Origin of the sequence: Bradyrhizobium sp. CCGE-LA001, from assembly GCF_000296215.2 — a bacterium.
Classification (GTDB): Bacteria; Pseudomonadota; Alphaproteobacteria; order Rhizobiales; family Xanthobacteraceae; genus Bradyrhizobium.
The window spans coordinates 4,531,130-4,550,463 of the sequence record NZ_CP013949.1; the positions used below are offsets into that span (position 1 = coordinate 4,531,130).

Sequence of the window (19,334 nt, forward strand, 5' to 3'; positions counted from 1 at the left end):
ATGTCCTCCCTCACCTTCTCGCACACCGTGACCGAGCGCTTTCTGCGCTACGTCACCATCGACACCCAGTCCGATCCGGAATCCCCTCGCTCGCCGTCCACCGAGAAACAGAAGGATCTCGGCCGCGTGCTCGCCGCCGAGCTGAAGGCCATGGGCGTTGCGGACGCCCATCTCGACGATTACGGCTATGTCTATGGCACGATCCCGGCCAACACCGACAAGAAGGTGCCGGTGATCTGCTTCTGCTCGCACATGGACACCTCGCCCGACGTCACCGGCAAGGACGTCAAGCCGCAGCTACTGAAGAACTATCGCGGCGGCGACATCACCCTGCCCGGCGACACCAGCCAGGTGATCCGCTTCAATGAGCACCCTGCGCTGAAGAACCAGATCGGCAACGACATCATCACCACCGACGGCACCACGCTGCTGGGCGCCGACAACAAGGCCGGCGTCGCCGAGATCATGGATGCCGCGCATTTCTTCATCAACAATCCCGATGTGAAGCACGGCACCATCAAGATCCTGTTCACCCCGGACGAGGAGATCGGCCGCGGCGTCGACAATGTCGACCTGAGCAAGCTGGGCGCCGACTTCGGCTACACCATGGACGGCGAAAGCGCGGGCTGCGTCGAGGACGAGACCTTCTCGGCCGACGGAGCCACCATCACCATCAACGGCGTCAGCGCCCATCCGGGCTACGCCAAGGGCAAGATGGAGCACGCGATCAAGATCGCCGCCGCCATCGTCGAGCGCCTGCCGAAGGAAGGCTGCTCGCCGGAGACGACCTCGGGCAAGCAGGGCTTCCTGCATCCTGTCGGCATCGAGGGCGCGCTGGAGCAGGCGACGCTCTCCTTCATCGTGCGCGACTTCACCGAGGAAGGCTTGAAGGAGAAGGAGGTCCTGCTTGAGAGCATCGTCAAGGACGTGATGAAGGACTATCCGCGCTCGACCTACACATTCGAGGTGCGCGAGCAGTATCGCAACATGAAGCAGGTGATCGACCGTCACCCGCATGTCCTCGAATATGCCATCGAGGCTATCCGCCGCGCCGGCCTGCGCCCGATGCGCACCGCGATCCGCGGCGGCACCGACGGCTCGCGCCTGTCCTTCATGGGCCTGCCCTGCCCCAACATCTTCGCCGGCGAGCACGCGTTTCATTCCCGGCTCGAATGGGTCAGCCGGCAGGACATGGAAAAGGCGGTGCAGACGATCGTGCACCTCGCCATGATCTGGGAAGAGAAGGCGTAAAGCGCGCCCGCAGATCTAACTTGGCCGGGCTTACCCGCCCGGCCGATCGCTTGAAAGGCTACGGCACCGGCATCGCGCGCGGATTGCGATGGAAGCGGTTCGAGCTCGCCATCCAGTTCGGCAACGGCTCGCCATCGCGGTGGCGTCCGCCGGCGACGGCGGTGGCCCAGGCCACTGCGGCGCCGATCAGGGTCGCGGCTGCGACCGAGAAGGCCACGATGATCGAGTTACGCCGCGCGCGATTGATGGCCGTCTTCGCGTCCGCGATCAGCGCATCGACGCGCTTTTCAGCGTCGGGGGCCGCCAAGCCCGTGACCGCGGCGACCTGCTGCACGAGGTAGGTCCGGTCATCGGCGGCAACGCCGCTGTGGCTGGATGACGTCATCAGGATACGCCCCGCTTCGGCGCGGGCTTCCCTGAGATCAGTGTTCGGCGCGCGGCGCGGTGCGCGGAACAGCTTGTCGAGCTCATAGCTCAAGAGCGGCTCGGCCGCGGACGTATTGCTCGCCGAGCTGCGCATCGGTGAGCGATCGAGCGCAGCAGCTCCAAGCAGCGCCAGCAGCGCTGCGCCGGCGAGCACGGCCAGCGCCCAGGCGATCAGGCCATGCAGCCCGTCGCGCCGCTCGCCATCGTCCTCGATCGTTGCAAGCGCCGGTGCCGGCCGGGTTGTCCGGCCCGCGACGTAGCCCCCGAAGCCGAAACTGATGATCGCCTGGATGATCAGATAGAGCCCGGAGAGCAGCGCCAGCGCTGCCGATGCATCGCGCCAGGTCGGCGAGGCCGAACTGACACCCAGGCCGACCGCGACGCCAAAGCCGATCAGGATGAACGACATGGCGCTCGCCGCAAGCGCGCCTGCAAACACCGAACTCCACTGGATGCTGCGAGGGGCTTCGCCCTCAAGGCCGCCCTCCATGATTTCTTCCCGCATCAACGTTTCGACCGTCATCGCCGCTCTCTCAACGCAGGCCGAAGAACGACAGGATCGCCATGATGACGACGATCAAGCCGATCAAATAAATAAGTCCGTCCATTGTCCGTCCTCCTCAGTTCTTCAGCTCGCTAATCGCGAGGTATGAGGAACGTTCCAAATTGGACATATCTCCGGGAACGAACCGGCGGGATGCGCATTGTCTGCTCAAGTCCCAAGAATGAAGATTGTGAGCACAAAGGGCCTCAGCCGGTCAGTTCCCGGCTGGGGCCCTTTCGTTTGCGCGGCTCCTGCTTGTCCTATGTTAAGGACGCCGGGGGCGAGATCATCAAAGATGCAACCGGGGCGGAACCTTCCGGATCGGGAGCGCCACGTGGATCGCAGGACAGCCTGCCTGCATCAGGCAGATGCATTCCGGGAAAAGGCCCTCGCCGATCCCGAACACCACGACGAGTGGATCGACGAAGCCATCAAATGGCTCGAGCGCGCAATGGAAGCGAGCTATCGTGCCGTCGTCACGATCGAGCCCGAAGACACTGGCACGCTCGCCCGGCCGGCAACCGAACGGCAGGCGTTGCGGTAACGGAGCGCTCCTCGGCGTAGGTTAATGCCGGGTGGCCTGGGCGCCGTTCAGGATACGACGAGCAAACCAATGGCCAAGTCGTGATGTGCTGCGATTTGCAGGTTCCGCCGCACCATGCGACAATGGCGTATGCTCCGGACTCGGTTCGCCAAGGCTTTGGTGATGCTGCTCGTTGCGGTCGGGCTTGTGCTCGCACCGCTGGCGACGCCGGCATCGGCTATGGCAGTACCGGGCGCCGGAAGCAGCATGCCCGCGATGTCCGACGACGGCCAGGCCATGTCGGACGACATGCCCTGCTGCCCGGACGAGACCAAGAGTAAATCCTGCGACTCCTGTCCGTTCGTCGCGCTGTGCATGCTGAGCCTGTCGTTCTCCGCTCCGTCCGCAGTGAGCTCGACGATCGAGCGGCAGCCGCAGACGCGCGCGCTTGCGCCGGCCGATGACCGCCTGCGCGACGGCCTCGCGGCCAAGCCTCCCGACCATCCTCCTCGAACCCGGGCCTGATCGGCGCTGACGCGCCGAATGACCGTGCACGCCGATAGCGGCGTACGCGCCATTGCCTGCCGCTGAGTTGCATCCCGCTTGCGGCGGGCAGCTCCGCCCGCTCCATCAGACCCATCGAGGAACTATAGATCATGACGACCATCAAGCTCGCGCGCGTCGCCCTGGCCGCGCTGATCGGCGCTGCGCTCACCGGTGCTGCCCATGCCGACATCAAGACCTACGAATTCCAGCTGGCTCAGCCGACGGTCAAGACCGGCGCCGATCGCGTCGTGACCGTGCGGCTGGTCGACAAGAGCAGCGGCAAGGCGATACCCGACGCCGTGATCTTCGCGATCAGGCTCGACATGGCCCCCGACGGCATGCAGGAGATGGCCACCAAGGTGACGGCCATGCCGGGCACCGAACCCGGGACCTACCGCTTCAAGGCCAATTTCAGCATGGCTGGGCGCTGGCAGCTCTCGCTCGGCGCCAAGGTGCAGGGTGAAACCGGCACGGTCGAAAACAAGCTCGTCGTCACGGCCGAGAAATGACCCGCCTCATCATCATCGGCACTGCCGCCGCGATCTTCGCGGTGGCAGGTGTCGCCCTGGTTACAAGCCGCGCCATGCAGCCTCAGCCAGATCCGGGCTTGCTGACCTCTGCCGCGCACGCTGCGGACGCGGGCGCACCGATCTATTTCAAGGATCCGGACGGCAAGCCGTTCTACTCGCTCACGCCCAGGAAGACCGCCGACGGCCGCGACTATCGCCCGGTGCGGGCGAGCGAGGACATCAGCTTCGACGACCCCGACGACGCGCCCGAGACCATGACGGCCGAGGCGAAGAGCGATCGCAGGATCAAGTTCTACCGCAACCCGATGGGCCTGCCGGACACCTCGCCGGTGCCGAAGAAGGACCAGATGGGAATGGATTACATTCCCGTCTACGACGACGAGGACGCCGACGACGGTTCGATCAAGCTCTCGCCCGGCAAGATCCAGCGCAGCGGCGTCAAATCCGAGCCGGCCGAGCTGCGCCGGATCAGAACGCTGGTGCGCGCACCCGGCACGATCCAGCTCGATGAACGTCGCATATCGGTGGTCGCGATGCGTGCCGAGAGCTTCGTGCAGAAAGTCGCCGACGTCACCACCGGCAGCCGCGTCGCCAAGGGCCAGCCGCTGATGGAGATCTACAGCGCGGCGGTCTCGTCCGCGGCGGCCGAATATCTCGCGACGATCACCTCGAAGACGACGGCCGGCATCGAGCCCTATGGCCGCGGCTCCCGGCAGCGCCTCGTCAATCTCGACGTTCCCGAACCGGTCATCACGGAGATGGAAAAGAACCGTTCGGTGCCGATCACCATCCCGTGGTCGTCACCGCGCGACGGCATCGTGCTCCAGCGCAACGCGGTCGAGGGCATGCGCGCCCAGCCCGGCGACGTGCTGTTCCGCATCGCAGACATCTCGCATGTCTGGGCGACGGTGGACGTGGCTGAGCGCGACCTCGGCAACATCGCCGTCGGCCAGTCGGTGAGATTACGGGCCCGTAGCTATCCCGGCCGGGAGTTCACGGGCCTGATCGGAGTGATCTATCCGCAGCTGAACAAGGAGACACGCACGGCGCGGGTACGAATTGAGCTGGCCAATGCCGACCTCGCATTGCTTCCCGACATGTATGTCGATGTCGAGATCGACACGGGCACGGCGGTGCCGGTGCTCAGCGTCGCCGAGAGCGCGCTGCTCGACACCGGCAGCCGGCAGGCCGTGCTGGTCGACAAAGGCCTGGGCCGTTTCGAGCCGCGCGAGGTCAAGCCCGGGCGGCGCGGCGACGGCTATGTCGAGATCCGCGACGGCCTTGCCGAGGGCGATTCCGTCGTGACCTCCGCCAACTTCCTGATCGACGCCGAGAGCAATCTGAAAGCTGCGCTGAAGGGTTTCGCCGAGCCCGGCACGATGCAGGACGGCGGCAAGGCAATGGGAGCCAAGCCATGATCGCGCGCGTCATCGCATGGTCGGCACGCAACCTGCTGCTGGTGCTGTTCGGCACCGGCTTTGCCGCCGCCGCGGGCCTCTACGCCCTCCTGCATCTGCCGCTGGACGCCATTCCCGATCTCTCCGACACCCAGGTCATCGTCTACACCGAATACCAGGGACAGGCGCCGCAGGTGATCGAGGACCAGATCACCTATCCACTGACGACCGCCATGCTGACGGTGCCGAAATCGAAGGTGGTGCGCGGCTTCTCCTTCTTCGGCGTCTCCTTCGTCTACGTCATCTTCGAGGACGGCACCGACATCTACTGGGCGCGTTCGCGCGTGCTCGAATTCCTCAACGGCGCGGCATCGAGGCTGCCGACCGGCGTGACGCCGACGATCGGCCCGGACGCCACCGGCGTGGGCTGGGTCTACCAGTACGCCGTGATGTCGAAGGAGCTGAACCTCGCGGAGACCCGGACCATCCAGGACTGGAACCTGAAATTCGCGCTGGCCAAGGCGGAAGGCGTCGCGGAGATCGCAAGCGTCGGCGGCTTCGTCAAACAGTACAACGTGATCCTCGATCCGCAGCGCATGCGCGATCTCGGCATCACGATGCAGAAGATGCGCGAGGCGATCCGGGCCAGCAATGCCGATGTCGGCGGCCGCACCGTCGAGCTGTCCGAGTTCGAATATGTCATCCGCGGCAGGGGTTATCTGAGAAACGTCGACGATCTCGGAAACATCGTGCTGAAGACCGACAACGGCACGCCGGTCAAGCTGCGCGACGTCGCCCGCATCGAGCTCGGCCCGGACGAGCGGCGCGGCATCGCCGAGCTCAATGGCGAGGGCGAGGTCGCGAGCGGCATCGTGCTCCAGCGCTTCGGCGTGAATGCGCTCGACGTGATCGAGAACGTCAAGAAGCGCTTTGCCGCGATCGCGACCAGCCTGCCGAAATCGGTCGAGATCGTTCCCGTCTACGACCGCTCGAACCTGATTTACGCCGCGATCGACACCCTGAGGCACACGCTGGTCGAGGAGAGCATCGTCGTGGCCCTCGTCTGCATCGTGTTCCTGCTGCATGTCCGCAGCGCGCTGGTCGCGATCCTGATGCTTCCCGTCGGCGTCCTGATGGCCTTCGGCGCCATGAAGCTGCTCGGGATCGGCTCCAACATCATGAGTCTCGGCGGCATCGCGATCGCGATCGGCGCCATGATCGACGCCGCGATCGTCATGATCGAGAACGCGCACAAGCACCTCGAACGCGCCGAGCCCGGCCGTTCGCGGCTCGCGATTCTGATCGAAGCTGCGGCCGAAGTCGGCCCTGCCCTGTTCTTCAGCCTCCTGATCATCACCGTCTCGTTCATGCCGATCTTCACGCTGGAGTCTCAGGAAGGTCGCCTGTTCAGCCCGCTTGCCTTCACCAAGACCTTTGCGATGGCGGCAGCGGCGCTGCTGTCGGTGACCTTGGTGCCGGCGCTGATGGTGATCTTCGTTCGCGGCCGGATCATCCCGGAGCACAGCAATCCGATCAACCGATTCCTGATCTGGATTTACCGCCCGGTGATATCGGGCGTACTGCGCGCCAAGATCGTGGTGATCCTGCTGGCCCTCGGCGTGCTCGCGGCTTCGGTCTGGCCGGCGCGGCAGCTCGGCACCGAATTCATGCCTAACCTCGACGAAGGCACCCTGCTCTACATGCCGACCACGCTACCCGGCATCTCCATGACCAAGGCTGCCGAGCTGATGCAGACCCAGGACCGCATCATCCGGTCGTTCCCCGAGGTCGCCTCGGTCTATGGCAAGGCCGGCCGCGCGGCGACAGCAACCGACCCTGCGCCGTCGGAGATGTTCGAGACCATCGTCAATCTGAAGCCGAAAGCGGAATGGCGCGCAGGCATGACCGTCGACAGCCTGATCGCCGAGATGGACAAGGCGCTGCAGTTTCCCGGCGTCTCCAACGCCTGGACCATGCCGATCAAGGCCCGCATCGACATGCTCTCGACCGGCATCCGCACCCCCGTCGGCGTCAAGGTGATCGGCGCGGATCTCGCCGGGATCGACAAGCTTGCAAAGCAGGTCGAGCAGGTCCTCAAGGCCGTGCCCGGCACCTCCTCGGCCTATGCCGAGCGCGGCCTCGGCGGCTACTACCTCGAGATCACGCCGAACCGCGAGGCGCTGGCGCGCTACGGCATCGCGATTCAGGACGTGCAGGACACCATCGCAACCGCGCTCGGCGGCCAGACCGTGACCACGACGGTGGAAGGGCGTCAGCGTTTCACGGTCAACATGCGCTACCCGCGCGACCTGCGCGACAATCCAAAGACGATCAGCAGCGACATCCTGGTGCCCATGCCATCGGGCGGCGCCGTTCCCCTCGGCGAGGTTGCAACCGTGACGCCGGCACGCGGGCCGACGTCGATCCGGACCGAGAACGGCCAGCTCGCCACGTACATCTATGTCGACATCCGCGACCGCGATCTCGGCGGCTACGTCACCGAGGCCCAGCGCGCGGTGCAGGCCAGCATCCAGTTCCCGCCCGGCTATTATCTAATCTGGAGCGGTCAATACGAGTATCTCGAGCGTGCCACCGCGCGGCTCAAGATCGTGGTGCCGGTGACGCTGCTGATCATCTTCCTGCTGCTCTATCTCAACTTCCGCTCGGTCACCGAGACGCTGATCGTCATGCTTTCGCTGCCATTCGCCCTCGTCGGCGGCCTCTGGCTGATGTGGTGGCTCGGGTTCAACCTGTCGGTCGCGGTCGCCGTCGGCTTCATCGCGCTGGCGGGCGTGGCAGCCGAGACCGGTGTCGTGATGCTGATCTATCTCAACCACGCGCTCGCCGAGACCCAGACGCGCTGCGCGCGCGCAGGCCGCCCGATGACACGCGACGATCTCTACGCCGCCATCATGGAGGGTGCAGTCGAGCGCGTCCGCCCGAAGATGATGACGGTGGTCGCGATCATGGCCGGCCTGTTGCCGATCATGTGGAGCAGCGGCGCGGGCTCGGAAATCATGCAGCGCATCGCGGTGCCCATGATCGGCGGCATGATATCCTCGACCCTGCTGACGCTGATCGTGATTCCCGCGATCTTCGGGATCGTAAAAGGGATTGGGCTGCCGTCGTCACCCGGCACGAACGCAGGGCCCCCGCTCCACGTCGAAAGCCCCGCGCAACGCCGCGATGCACTGGAGCCCGCCCAATGAGCGCAAATCGCACGATCGTGGGAGGTTATGACGACCTGACGAAGCTGCTGAACTGAAAGTTCTGCACCGATTGCCACGGCGTCACATGCCCATGCCGGCGATGATCGATCAACGTGAAGCCAGGGCCGAGCAGCGCTGCGATGCTGTCGGCACTGTGGCGCGTCACCGGCATGCCGCTGCACTTCTCCGGACCATCGACGGCAAATGTTCCGATGATGACGTGACCGCCGATCTTCACGGCCCGTCTGACAACGGCCACGTAGGCGGCTTGTTCTTCCGGCGCGTTGAGGAAATGAAATGCCGCGCGGTCGTGCCAGAGGTCGTATGTCCGCGTTGGTTGCCAGGCCGTCACGTCGGCCGCGATCCACGCCACCCCGTCGCTGGCGGCACCGAGCCGCGCCCGCGATGCCGCGAGCGCCGCATCGGATAAATCCAGCACGGTCAGGTCCGTATATCCCTTGGACAGGAGCGCATCGACCAGCCGGGACGCCCCGCCGCCGATATCGACGATCGAAGAGGTCGGCGCCGCGCCGGTCAGCGCGATCAGCTCGAGCGAGGGCGACGGAATCTCCTGAAACCAGCTCACCTCGCGTTCGCTCTTGCTCTCGTAAACGGCCTGCCAATGGGCCGCCCGGCTTGAACTCGTCATGACGCCCTTTCCATCATCTCGGCGCAGTTTGTCAGCTCCGACCATTGCAAGCTGCACAAGTTACAATTGCCGTCCCCGCCCGCGACATCAAGTTCCCCACACGTAACATTGTTGCGGGTCGACACTGTTCCCGTCGCCGTGCTAGGCCAACCTGACCGACACCGAGAGCAAATTCGTGTTCCTGCCCCGCCAGCCCGCCCTGTTTAGCCGCTTGCGCAACTGGCGCGGACTGCTGGCTGTGCTTGTTGCGGTGACCTATCTGTTCGCGGGCACCGCCCACGGGCTGTGCGACCTCGACGTGACCAGCCCCGCCGGCGGCTCGGAGATCGCTTCTATTCTCGACGACGGCGCCGCAGGCCATGGCGACAACGCAGCGCTCGCCGGCCATCACTGCCACGGCTGCTTCTCGGTCGCGGTGGCTCAGTCCGCGCCTGCGGCCGCATCGATGTTCCTTGTGTCGGCATCGCGCCCGCAGCCTGCACCCCGGCTCGCCGGAATCATCCCCGATACCGACTCCCCGCCCCCCAAACATATTGCCTGAACGGATTGGTCGGGCGCCTCGCGCCCATTAGGTTCGTCCTTCACAGGTTGGTTTCATGTTTCGCAGGGGAATGGCTGCGCGCCTCGCGTGCGCGGCGGCGTGCTTGATTGTCGGATCGGCACTTGTACCGGCTCACGCCCAGACTTTGACGATGCGCAGCGCCTTGTCGCGGGCGCTGGCCGCGAGCCCGCGGCTGACGGCGGCGGAGCGTGACGTCGGCATCGCCACGGGCCAGCGCATCCAGGCCGGCGCCCTGCTCAATCCGGAACTCACCTATGAGCAGGATGACTCGTTCGGCTCCGGCAGATATCGCGGGACGCGATCGGCCGAGACCACGCTCCAGATCAGCCAGGCCTTCGAGCTGTTCGGTAAGCGCGAGGCACGGATCGCGGCCGGGCAGGCCGGTATCGAAGTCGCCGCGATCCAGCGCAAGGCCGTCAGGCTGGAGGTGCTGTCCGAGACCGCGATCGCTTTTCTCAGCGTGCTCGGTGCACAGCGGCGCATCCAGATCCTCGACGAGCAGATCGCCGCGATCGACCGCCTGACGCCGCTGCTCCGCCGCCGCGTCGAGGCAGGAGCCTCCTCGCCGGCGGAGACCGGCCGCGCCGAGGTCGCCTCTGCGCTGGTCAAGGCGGACCGCGAGCGCCTCAAAGCGACATTGGCGAGCGCGCGGCGCGAGCTTGCGGTGCTGATGGGCGATCCCGCGACCAAATTCGGCGAGGTCTCGGGCCGGCTCGACACCACCGGGCGGCCACCGACGTTCCAGTCGGTCGTCGCCGCCATCGATGCCAATCCGCAATTGGTGCGCTGGACCGCGGTATACGCTCAGCGCAATGCCGAGCTGCTGCTCGCCCGGCTCAGGCCTTATCCCGACGTGCGGATCGCGGCCGGCTGGCGCCATTACAACGAAACCAACGACGATGCGGCGCGACTGACCGTCTCAGTGCCCATTCCCGTGTTCGACCAGAACCAGGGGAACATCCTCTCCGCGCAGGAAAGCCTCGCCAAGACCAAGGCCGAGCGCGAGGCCAACCGCAACGCGCTGATCGTGATCGCCGGCCGGGCCTACGACTCGCTCCAGGGCTCGCTGCGCGAGCTCGCCGTGCTGCGCGAGACCGCGATCCCCAAGGCTGTCGAAGCGTCCGATGCGATCGCGCAGGGTTACGGCCAGGGCCGCTTCACCCTGCTCGAAGTGCTGGACGCACAGGCGAGCGTGAGCCAGGCGCGGCTGCGCGAGCAGGAGGCGCTGCAGAATTTCCATGCAGGCGTGGCCATCATCGAAGGCCTCGTCGGTAATCCCTTTGCGCTGGCCCGGGAGAGCGCCCGATGAAGACGTCTTCCACCATCGTCGTGGCGATCGTGGCCGCCGCGCTCGGCGCCTACGGCTATTCCCTGCTCGCTGACAGCAAGCACGCGCACACCGAGCATGCTGAGCATTCCGAACACAAGAAGCCGAACGATCGCGTCGAGCAGGACGAGCACGGCGCCGACCGCATCCGCATCTCCGACGTCAAGCTGGCCGCGGCGGGCGTCACGCTGGCGGAAGCCGCAAGCGCGACACTGACCGACACGCTCGCCTTCAACGGCATCCTGCGCGCCAATCAGGAAGCCGTGGTGCAGGTCACGCCGCGCTTTCCGGGCATCGCCAAATCGATCCTGAAGCGGATCGGCGACAAGGTCGGCAAGGACGATCTGCTAGCCGCGATCGAGAGCAACCAAAGCCTCACCGTCTACGAACTGAAGGCGCCGATCGCCGGCACCATCATCGAGCGCCAGATCTCGCTCGGCGAATACGCCTCCGAGCAGAAGCCGGCCTTCGTCGTCGCCGACCTCTCCAGCATCTGGGTCGACCTGTCGATCTACCGGCAGGACCTCCGGCGCGTGCGCCTCAACGACGAGGTGCTGATCGATCCCGACGACGGCCGCGGCGAGATCAAGGGCAAGATCTCCTACATGGCGCCGATCGGATCGAGCGAGACCCAGACGGCGCTGGCGCGCGTGGTGCTGCCAAATCCGGACGGACGCCTGCGCCCCGGCCTGTTCGTCACGGCGCGGCTGATCCTCGCCGCGCGCGACGTCGCGGTCGCCGTGCGCCGAAGCGCGATCCAGACGCTGGAGAACAGGACCATCGTGTTCGTCCGCGAGGAGGGCGACAAGATCGAGGCGCGCCCGGTCGAGCTCGGGGATTCCGATCCGCGGTTCGTCGAGATCAAGGCTGGCCTTGCAGCCGGCGAGCACTATGTCGCGGAGAACAGCTTCGTCGTAAAGGCGGAGATGGGCAAGGGCGAGGCCGAGCATGATTGAGCGTCTCATCGCCGTCTCGCTGCAACAGCGCTGGCTGGTTCTCGTCCTCGCGCTCGGCGCCCTCGCCTTCGGCGCCTGGAATTTCCAGCGCCTTCCGATCGACGCCGTCCCCGACATCACCAACGTCCAGGTTCAGATCAACACGCGCGCGCCCGGCTATTCGCCGCTGGAGACCGAGCAGCGCATCACCTTCCCGGTCGAGACCGCGATGGGCGGCCTGCCGAAGCTCGACTACACGCGCTCGCTGTCGCGCTACGGCCTCAGCCAGGTGACGGTCGTGTTCAAGGATGGCACCGACATCTACTTCGCCCGACAGCTCGTCGGCGAACGCATCCAGCAGGTGAAGGACCAGCTGCCGGCCGGCGTCGAGGTCGCGATGGGCCCGGTCTCGACCGGGCTCGGCGAGATCTTCTTGTACACCGTCGAGGCCAAGGCCGGCGCCAAGACGCAAGGCGGCCACGACTATTCGCTGACCGATCTGCGCACCGTGCAGGACTGGATCATCCGGCCGCAGCTGCGCAACGTGCCGGGGGTGATCGAAGTCAACACCATCGGCGGTTTCGAGCGGCAATTCCACGTGCTGCCGGATCCCGGCAAGCTGATGGCCTACCGGCTCGGCTTTCGCGACGTCATGACGGCGCTCGCCGCCAACAATGCCAATGTCGGGGCCGGCTATATCGAGCGCAACGGCGAGCAATATCTGGTTCGCTCGCCGGGCCAGGTCGGCAATGTCAATGAGATCCAGGACATCGTGATCGGCTCGCGCGGCGGCAATCCCGTCAGGATCAGGGACGTCGCCACCGTGAAGGAAGGCCGCGATCTGCGCACGGGCGCGGCGACGTGGAACGGCGAGGAGACGGTGCTCGGCACCGCCATGCTGCTGATCGGCGAGAACAGCCGGAGCGTCGCCCGCCGCGTCGCGGACCGTCTCGAAGATATCGCCAAATCGCTGCCCGAGGGCGTCGTGACGCGGACCGTCTACGACCGCACCGATCTGGTCGAAGCCACCATCCGCACGGTCCGCAACAATCTGCTGGAAGGCGCCGCGCTGGTCGTGGCCGTGCTGTTCCTGATCCTCGGAAACATCCGCGCCGCGCTGGTCACGGCCTGCGTCATCCCCCTGTCCATGGCCATGACCATCACCGGCATGGTTGAGACCAAGGTCAGCGCCAATCTGATGAGTCTCGGCGCGATCGACTTCGGCATCATCGTCGACGGCGCCGTCATCATCGTCGAGAACTGCCTGCGCATGCTGGCCGCCGCCCAGCGCGAGAAAGGCCGGCTGCTCACGACCTCCGAACGGCTGGACGCGATCCTGCGCGGCTCCAGCGACGTCATCAAGCCGAGCCTGTTCGGAACGCTCATCATCGCCGTGGTCTACCTGCCCGTGCTGACGTTGACCGGCGTCGAAGGCAAGATGTTCACGCCCATGGCCATGACCGTTCTGATGGCGCTCGGCGCGGCCGTGCTGTTCTCCATCACCTTTGTGCCGGCAGCGGTTGCCATTTTCGTCACCGGCAAGGTGTCCGAGCACGAGAACCTGTTCATGCGGGGGGCGAAGCGCGCTTATCTTCCCCTGCTGCGCTTTGCCATCGACAACCGCGCCGCGGTCGCCATCATGGCCGTCGTCATCGTGGTCGCAAGCGGCATCACTGCCGCGCGGATGGGGGGCGAGTTCATTCCAAGCCTCGACGAAGGCGACGTCGCGCTGGCTTCGATCCGAATTCCCGGCACCAGCCTCACTCAATCGCTGGACCTGCAAAAGGCGCTGGAAAAGCGCATCATGCAGATCCCCGAAGTAAAGGAGTTCTTCACCCGCATCGGCACCGCGGAGATCGCGACCGACCCGATGTCGCCGGCACAGACCGACGGTTACATCATGCTAAAGCCGCGCAGCGAATGGCCCGATCCGCACAAGACCAAATCCGAGGTGATCGAGGCCATCGAGCACGCCGCTGACGAGATTCCCGGCAGCGCCTATGAGATCTCCCAGCCGATCCAGTTCCGCGTCAACGAGCTGATCTCCGGCGTGCGCACCGACGTTGGCGTCAAGATCTTCGGCGACGATCTCGACATCCTGCAAGGCGCCGCCAAACAGGTGGAGGCCGCGATCCGCGGCATCCGCGGCGCCAGCGACGTCAAGATCGAGCAGGTCGCTGGCCTGCCGATTCTCACCGTGCGCCTCGACCGCCAGGCGCTCGCGCGCTACGGGCTCAGCGTCGCCGAGGTGCAGGGCATCGTCGAGATCGCGGTCGGCGGCAAGTCGGCCGGCAAGCTGTTCGAGGGCGACCGCCGCTTCGAGATCGTGGTCCGCCTGCCCGAGCATCTGCGCGGCAATCTCGAGGCCATCAGGGCCATCCCGATTCCGCTCCCGCCCGGTGAGGATTCCGGCTCCGGCACGGCCGTTCGAGCAGCGCTGGCCGCCTCCCCGCTCACCCAGATGCGCTATGTGCCGCTGTCGTCGGTTGCGACCGTCGACGCGACGCCCGGGCCCAACCAGATCAGCCGCGAGAACGGCAAGCGGCGCATCGTCGTCACCGCCAATGTCCGCGCCCGCGATCTCGGCTCCTTCGTCGCCGAGGCCGAGGCGGCAGTGGCCGAGAAGGTCAAGCTGCCGCCGGGCTACTGGATCGGCTGGGGCGGACAGTTCGAGCAACTGGTCTCCGCAACCAAGCGGCTGACGATCGTGGTGCCGGTGGCGCTGCTCCTGGTGTTCCTGCTGCTGTTCATGGGGATGGGATCGGCGGCGGATGCGGCGCTCGTGTTTTCAGGCGTGCCGCTGGCACTGACCGGCGGTGTCGCGGCGCTGCTGCTGCGCGACATTCCCTTGTCCATCAGCGCCGGCGTCGGCTTCATCGCGCTGTCGGGCGTCGCCGTGCTCAACGGCCTCGTCATCATCGCCTTCATCGAGCGGCTGCGCAGCGAAGGGTACTCCGTCGTGGATGCCGTGCGCGAGGGCGCACTGACGCGGCTGCGCCCGGTGCTGATGACGGCCCTCGTCGCCTCGCTCGGCTTCGTGCCGATGGCACTCGCCACGGGCGCCGGCGCCGAGGTGCAGCGCCCGCTCGCAACCGTGGTGATCGGCGGCATCATTTCCTCGACCATGCTGACACTCCTGGTGCTGCCGGCACTCTATGTGCTGTTCCGCCGTGACGCGGCGAGCGAAACGCCTACAATGGCGCCCGATTTGGCAGCTTCCGGGGAGCGCTAGAGGTGGCCGGTCACGACCATCACGGACACCATCACCACGATCATGGCCATTCGCATGATCATGTTCACGAGCACGGCCATGCTCACGGGCACGGGCACGTCCATGCGCCCGCGAGCTTCGGCAAAGCGTTCGCGATCGGCATTTCGCTCAACATCGCGCTGGTCGTGGCCGAGGCGACTTACGGCTATATCGGCAACTCCACCGCCCTGCTCGCCGACGCCGGCCATAACCTGTCCGACGTGCTCGGCCTCGTCGTGGCCTGGGGCGCCTCGATCGCGGCGAAGCGCGCGCCGAGCGGCCGCTTCACCTACGGCTTGCGCGCCTCCACCATCCTGGCGGCGCTGGCCAATGCGGTCTTCCTGCTGGTCGCGACCGGCGCGATCGGCTGGGAGGCGATCCTGCGCCTGCAACAGCCCGAGCCGGTCGCAGGCATTACCGTGATGGTGGTCGCCGGCATCGGCATCCTCATCAACGGCTTTACCGCCCTGCTGTTCGCGGGCGGACGCAAGGACGACATCAACATCGAAGGCGCTTATCTGCACATGGCCGCCGACGCCGCGGTCTCGCTCGGCGTCGTGGTCTCGGCGGCGCTGATCATCTGGACCGGCTGGCTCTGGCTCGACCCCGTCACCAGCCTCGTCATCTGCGCCACCATCCTCTGGAGCACGAGCAGCCTCCTGCGCGGCTCCATCGACATGTCGATGGCAGCCGCTCCCAAGGGCACCGACCTCGCCGCGATCAGGGCGTTCCTGCTGGCCCGCCCCGGCGTGTCGGCGATCCACGATCTCCACGTCTGGCCGATCTCGACGACCGAGACGGCGCTGACCTGCCACCTCGTGATGCCCGCGGGCACCGGCGACGCCTTCTTGATGGAGACGGCGCAGCTCCTCAAGACCTCATTCCGCATCGGCCACACCACGCTTCAGGTGGAAACGCATCCAGACAATGGCTGCGCACTGGCGCCGGATGATGTGGTGTGAAGCGACTCTGCCTCCACGCCGTCATTGCGAGCGCAGCGAAGCAATCCAGACTGCTTCCGCGGAAATAGTCTGGATTGTTTCGTCGCAAGTGCTCCTCGCAATGACGGCGGAGAGAGCTGCGGCCTATCCCGCCTTTGCCGTCACGATCCAGATCGCACCCTGCAACGCCACACTCTGTCCCTTCAAAAACGGCGCGAGCATCTCGCGGATCGAGGCTTTCGCGGCCTCGTAGGTCTCCGGCGGATGGCCCTGGAGCGCACGGCTGGCGGGGCCGATCTGGAGCGCGCCGTCGACCGCCGCCTCGAGCCCGCCGCCGATCGCGATATCCATCGGAAGATTGTGCGGCTGCATCGCGACGTCCACGAAGCCAGCGCCCTTCAGGATACGCATCACGCGCTCCTCAGAGGCGAAGGCGAACGGACCGGGCTCCTCGGGCCCGACCGGCGGCATCTTGGGGACGTGCTTATAGACCGCCATCAAGGGCGTCATCATCCACGGATTTTCCTTCGGCTCGCGCCAGCAGACGAAGGCGAGCCGCCCGGTCGGCGTCAGCGCGCGGCGAAGATTGGTGAAGGAGGCGATCGGATCGGCGAAGAACATCACGCCAAAGCGCGAGGCGAGCAGATCGAAGCTCGCCGGCTCGAACCGATGCACCGTCGCATCCGCCAGCACGAAATCGAGCGGCAGGCCTTTCGGCGCCAACGCGCGCGCCTGCGACAGCATGGGCTCGGAGACGTCGAGCCCGAGCGCAAAGCCATCGGGCGCCACCGCCCTCGCGAACGCGAACGTCGTCGCGCCGGAGCCGCAGCCGACATCGAGAACGCGCTCGCCCGGCTTTGGCCCGGCGCGGTCGATCAGCACGTCAGCGATGGGGCCGAGCAGCTTCTCCTGCGCCGTGTGACGATCGGCCCAACGCTGCCCGCTCGGCCCGTTCCAATAAGCGATCTGGTCGGCGTTCTCTGCGTGTCCGCTCGGCTGTTGCATGGTGTCCCCGGTCGTTCCCATTCCCGAATGCCCGTCCCGTCGCGGTTCTAAGACCGCACAGCGGCGATATCACGTCGGGAAGGCAGGCGCACCCCTTCAAGGAGCCAAAGCGAGCGCGCCGTCATTACCAGATTGCGATGGTCGAACCACTCTTATTCAAGCGCCGTGCTTTGCGCAGGCACGTCCGGCAGCAATGGCGATAAATGAGATCCCCAGGCCGGCCCGGGCGCCTGTGACGTTGATCACATAGCTGTCCTTTGCCTCGATGACACTCTGCGACTACTCTGATCACATTGCGATTTGGGGCGGCAATGGGCGCGATTCGGATTTTCCTGTTTTTATTGACGGGCCTGTGTCTCAGCTGCGGATCGGCGCATGCGGAAAAGCGCGTTGCTCTCGTCATCGGCAATTCCGCCTACAAAAGCGTACCCCGGCTCGCCAATCCGGTGAATGACGCTTTCCTTGTCGGCGGCATGTTCAGGAAGGCCGGGTTCGACACCGTGGACGTCAAGCTCGACCTGAGCGTCGTCGACATGCGCAAGGCGCTCCGCGAGTTCGGCAGCAAGGCGCGCGAAGCCGACGTCGCCGTTATTTATTATGCGGGCCACGGCATCGAGCTTGACGGCAACAACTACCTCATCCCAACCGATGCCGCGCTGGAAACCGACGCCGACGTGTTCGACGAGGCTTTCCCGCTCGACCGGGTGTTGTTCGCCATCGAGCCGGCCAAGCAGCTTCGCCTCGTCATTCTCGATGCCTGCCGCGATAACCCGTTCGCCAAGACGATGAAACGGACGGTCGCCGCACGCGCCATCGGCCGCGGCCTCGCCAAGGTCGAGCCGAGCAGCCCGAACACCATGATCGCCTTCGCGGCCAAGGCCGGCTCGACCGCCTCCGACGGCGATTCCAGAAACAGCCCGTTTGCCGCAGCCCTGGTCGAACGCCTGCCCACGCCCGGGCTCGACCTGCGCAAGGCGTTCGGCTTCGTCCGTGACGACGTCCTCAAGAACACTGGTTACAAGCAGGAGCCCTATGTCTACGGCTCGCTGGGCGGCGATGACGTGCCGCTGGTGGCGGCGAAGCCGGTTGTCACCGGTCCCCAGGCAAACCCTGACAGCGAGATCCGACGCGACTACGAACTGGCGCTTCAGCTCGGCACGCGTGACGGATGGACGGCGTTCCTCAACCGCTTTCCGAGCGGCTTCTATGCCGATCTCGCGAAAGGCCAGATGAACAAGATCGTCGCCGAAGAGATCCGCGCCGCCACTGCAGATAAGGCCCGGCAGGCGGAAGAGGGAAAGGCCCGGCTCGCTGCCGAGCGGGCCAACAAGGCCGAGCAGGAGAAGGCGGCAGCCGCGGCCAAAGCTGCCGAGGAAAAGCGCCTTGCGGCCGAGAAGGCCAAGCAGATCGAGGAAGCCAGGGCGGCCGCAGCCGAGCAGCGGCGGAAAGAAGCCGAGGCGGCAGCAGCGAAGGTCCTCGCTGACAAGCAAGCCGCCGAGAAGGCGCTGGCTGAGAAACTCGCGAGCGACAAGGCCGCAGCCGAGCTCGCTGCGAAGCAGGCCGCGGAGAAACAGGCCTCAGGCAATGCAGAGCAGAAGGTCGCGGCGGTTGCACCCTCTTCAACCCCGCCGGCGACGTCTCCGCAGGAAACGACAAAACTGGTGCAGTCGGAGCTCCGCCGCGTCGGCTGTCTGACGGCCTCAGCAGACGGCGACTGGAACGCTGCATCACAACGTTCGCTGACGCTGTTCAACAAATACGCCGGCACCAAATTCGACCCCAAGCTCCCCAGCTTCGAAGCGCTGGACGCGATCAAGGTCAAGCCGGGCCGCGTCTGCCCGCTGATCTGCGACCGCGGATTCAAGGCCGATGGCGACGCCTGCGTGAAGATCACCTGCCGCGCCGGCTACCGCGTCAATGACGACAATGAATGCGAGAAGGTGCAGGACAAGAAGCCCATCGCCAAGCGCGACGACGCACCTGCGCGAGACACAGAACGTAAGAAAACCGAAGCTGCTCCGTCGAAACCGCAATCGAGTGGGCAAATCGTGTGCGGACATGCCGGCTGCCGCCCGGTCCGGCCCGGCTGCCGTCTCGAGTTGAACTCGCCGGCGGTCTTTGCGAAGGGGAATATGGGAGGATACACAAACGTTGAAGTCTGCAACTGAGTTGCGCGTTGGGCCCAGACCCGACACAAGCGTCTCATACCCGCGCATTGCGGCCGCATTGGTTTCACCGA

Annotated in this window: 15 protein-coding genes; 12 read left to right on the forward strand and 3 right to left on the reverse strand. The window is 65.8% G+C overall.

Annotated elements, in window-relative coordinates:
• On the forward strand, positions 1-1,251 hold the full coding sequence (pepT, locus tag BCCGELA001_RS20985; RefSeq protein WP_060736215.1) for a peptidase T: 1,251 nt from the start codon (positions 1-3) through the stop codon (positions 1,249-1,251).
• 58 nt (positions 1,252-1,309) lie between these two features.
• Here the strand turns inward: pepT and BCCGELA001_RS20990 are convergent, their stop codons facing one another.
• Entirely contained in the window at positions 1,310-2,200 is an 891-nt protein-coding gene (locus tag BCCGELA001_RS20990; protein WP_060736216.1) for a hypothetical protein, read from the reverse strand.
• A gap of 355 nt (positions 2,201-2,555) precedes the next feature.
• Here BCCGELA001_RS20990 and BCCGELA001_RS20995 point away from each other — a divergent pair, with 355 nt between their 5' ends.
• The 5 genes from BCCGELA001_RS20995 to BCCGELA001_RS21015 all read left to right on the forward strand — a co-directional run bounded on the left by BCCGELA001_RS20995 (position 2,556) and on the right by BCCGELA001_RS21015 (position 8,426).
• On the forward strand, positions 2,556-2,765 hold the full coding sequence (locus BCCGELA001_RS20995; RefSeq protein ID WP_008547828.1) for a hypothetical protein: 210 nt from the start codon (positions 2,556-2,558) through the stop codon (positions 2,763-2,765).
• 129 nt (positions 2,766-2,894) lie between these two features.
• Positions 2,895-3,269 (forward strand): hypothetical protein, encoded by a 375-nt coding sequence (locus BCCGELA001_RS21000; RefSeq protein WP_008547830.1) that lies wholly within the window; start codon positions 2,895-2,897, stop codon positions 3,267-3,269.
• Between the two features lie 131 nt (positions 3,270-3,400).
• Entirely contained in the window at positions 3,401-3,799 is a 399-nt protein-coding gene (locus BCCGELA001_RS21005) for a FixH family protein (RefSeq protein ID WP_060736218.1), read from the forward strand.
• Positions 3,796-5,238 carry an efflux RND transporter periplasmic adaptor subunit gene (locus BCCGELA001_RS21010; RefSeq protein ID WP_060736219.1) on the forward strand — a complete coding sequence of 481 codons (1,443 nt, stop codon included), beginning with the start codon at positions 3,796-3,798 and terminating at the stop codon, positions 5,236-5,238. The genes BCCGELA001_RS21005 and BCCGELA001_RS21010 overlap by 4 nt, the downstream gene beginning before the upstream one ends.
• Complete coding sequence (locus BCCGELA001_RS21015; protein ID WP_060736220.1) at positions 5,235-8,426, forward strand: efflux RND transporter permease subunit; 3,192 nt, start codon at positions 5,235-5,237, stop codon at positions 8,424-8,426. Before BCCGELA001_RS21010 ends, BCCGELA001_RS21015 begins: the two co-directional genes overlap by 4 nt.
• A 25-nt stretch (positions 8,427-8,451) precedes the next feature.
• Here BCCGELA001_RS21015 and BCCGELA001_RS21020 read toward each other — a convergent pair whose 3' ends face one another.
• Entirely contained in the window at positions 8,452-9,075 is a 624-nt protein-coding gene (locus BCCGELA001_RS21020) for a class I SAM-dependent methyltransferase (protein ID WP_060737757.1), read from the reverse strand.
• A gap of 175 nt (positions 9,076-9,250) precedes the next feature.
• On the opposite strand from BCCGELA001_RS21020, the gene BCCGELA001_RS21025 reads away from it, so the two are divergent.
• The 5 genes from BCCGELA001_RS21025 to BCCGELA001_RS21045 are packed head-to-tail and all read left to right on the forward strand — an operon-like array spanning position 9,251 to position 16,111.
• Positions 9,251-9,616, forward strand: coding sequence for a hypothetical protein (locus BCCGELA001_RS21025; protein WP_144441399.1), 366 nt, complete (start codon positions 9,251-9,253; stop codon positions 9,614-9,616).
• Between the two features lie 55 nt (positions 9,617-9,671).
• The gene (ihpA, locus tag BCCGELA001_RS21030) at positions 9,672-10,946 is read left to right on the forward strand and encodes a divalent metal ion exporter subunit IhpA (protein WP_060736221.1); all 1,275 of its coding nucleotides are present in this window, start codon (positions 9,672-9,674) and stop codon (positions 10,944-10,946) included.
• The gene (gene ihpB, locus BCCGELA001_RS21035) at positions 10,943-11,920 is read left to right on the forward strand and encodes a divalent metal ion exporter adaptor subunit IhpB (RefSeq protein ID WP_008547842.1); all 978 of its coding nucleotides are present in this window, start codon (positions 10,943-10,945) and stop codon (positions 11,918-11,920) included. Before ihpA ends, ihpB begins: the two co-directional genes overlap by 4 nt.
• A complete protein-coding gene (locus BCCGELA001_RS21040) occupies positions 11,913-15,131 on the forward strand; it encodes an efflux RND transporter permease subunit (protein WP_060736222.1) in 3,219 nt (1,072 codons plus the stop codon). Before ihpB ends, BCCGELA001_RS21040 begins: the two co-directional genes overlap by 8 nt.
• Positions 15,132-15,133: 2 nt before the next feature.
• On the forward strand, positions 15,134-16,111 hold the full coding sequence (locus BCCGELA001_RS21045) for a cation diffusion facilitator family transporter (protein ID WP_060736223.1): 978 nt from the start codon (positions 15,134-15,136) through the stop codon (positions 16,109-16,111).
• 123 nt (positions 16,112-16,234) lie between these two features.
• Here BCCGELA001_RS21045 and BCCGELA001_RS21050 read toward each other — a convergent pair whose 3' ends face one another.
• A complete protein-coding gene (locus tag BCCGELA001_RS21050; protein WP_060737759.1) occupies positions 16,235-17,095 on the reverse strand; it encodes a class I SAM-dependent methyltransferase in 861 nt (286 codons plus the stop codon).
• Positions 17,096-17,406: 311 nt separating this feature from the next.
• On the opposite strand from BCCGELA001_RS21050, the gene BCCGELA001_RS21055 reads away from it, so the two are divergent.
• The gene (locus BCCGELA001_RS21055) at positions 17,407-19,263 is read left to right on the forward strand and encodes a caspase family protein (RefSeq protein WP_060736224.1); all 1,857 of its coding nucleotides are present in this window, start codon (positions 17,407-17,409) and stop codon (positions 19,261-19,263) included.
• The last annotated feature ends 71 nt before the right edge of the window (positions 19,264-19,334 follow it).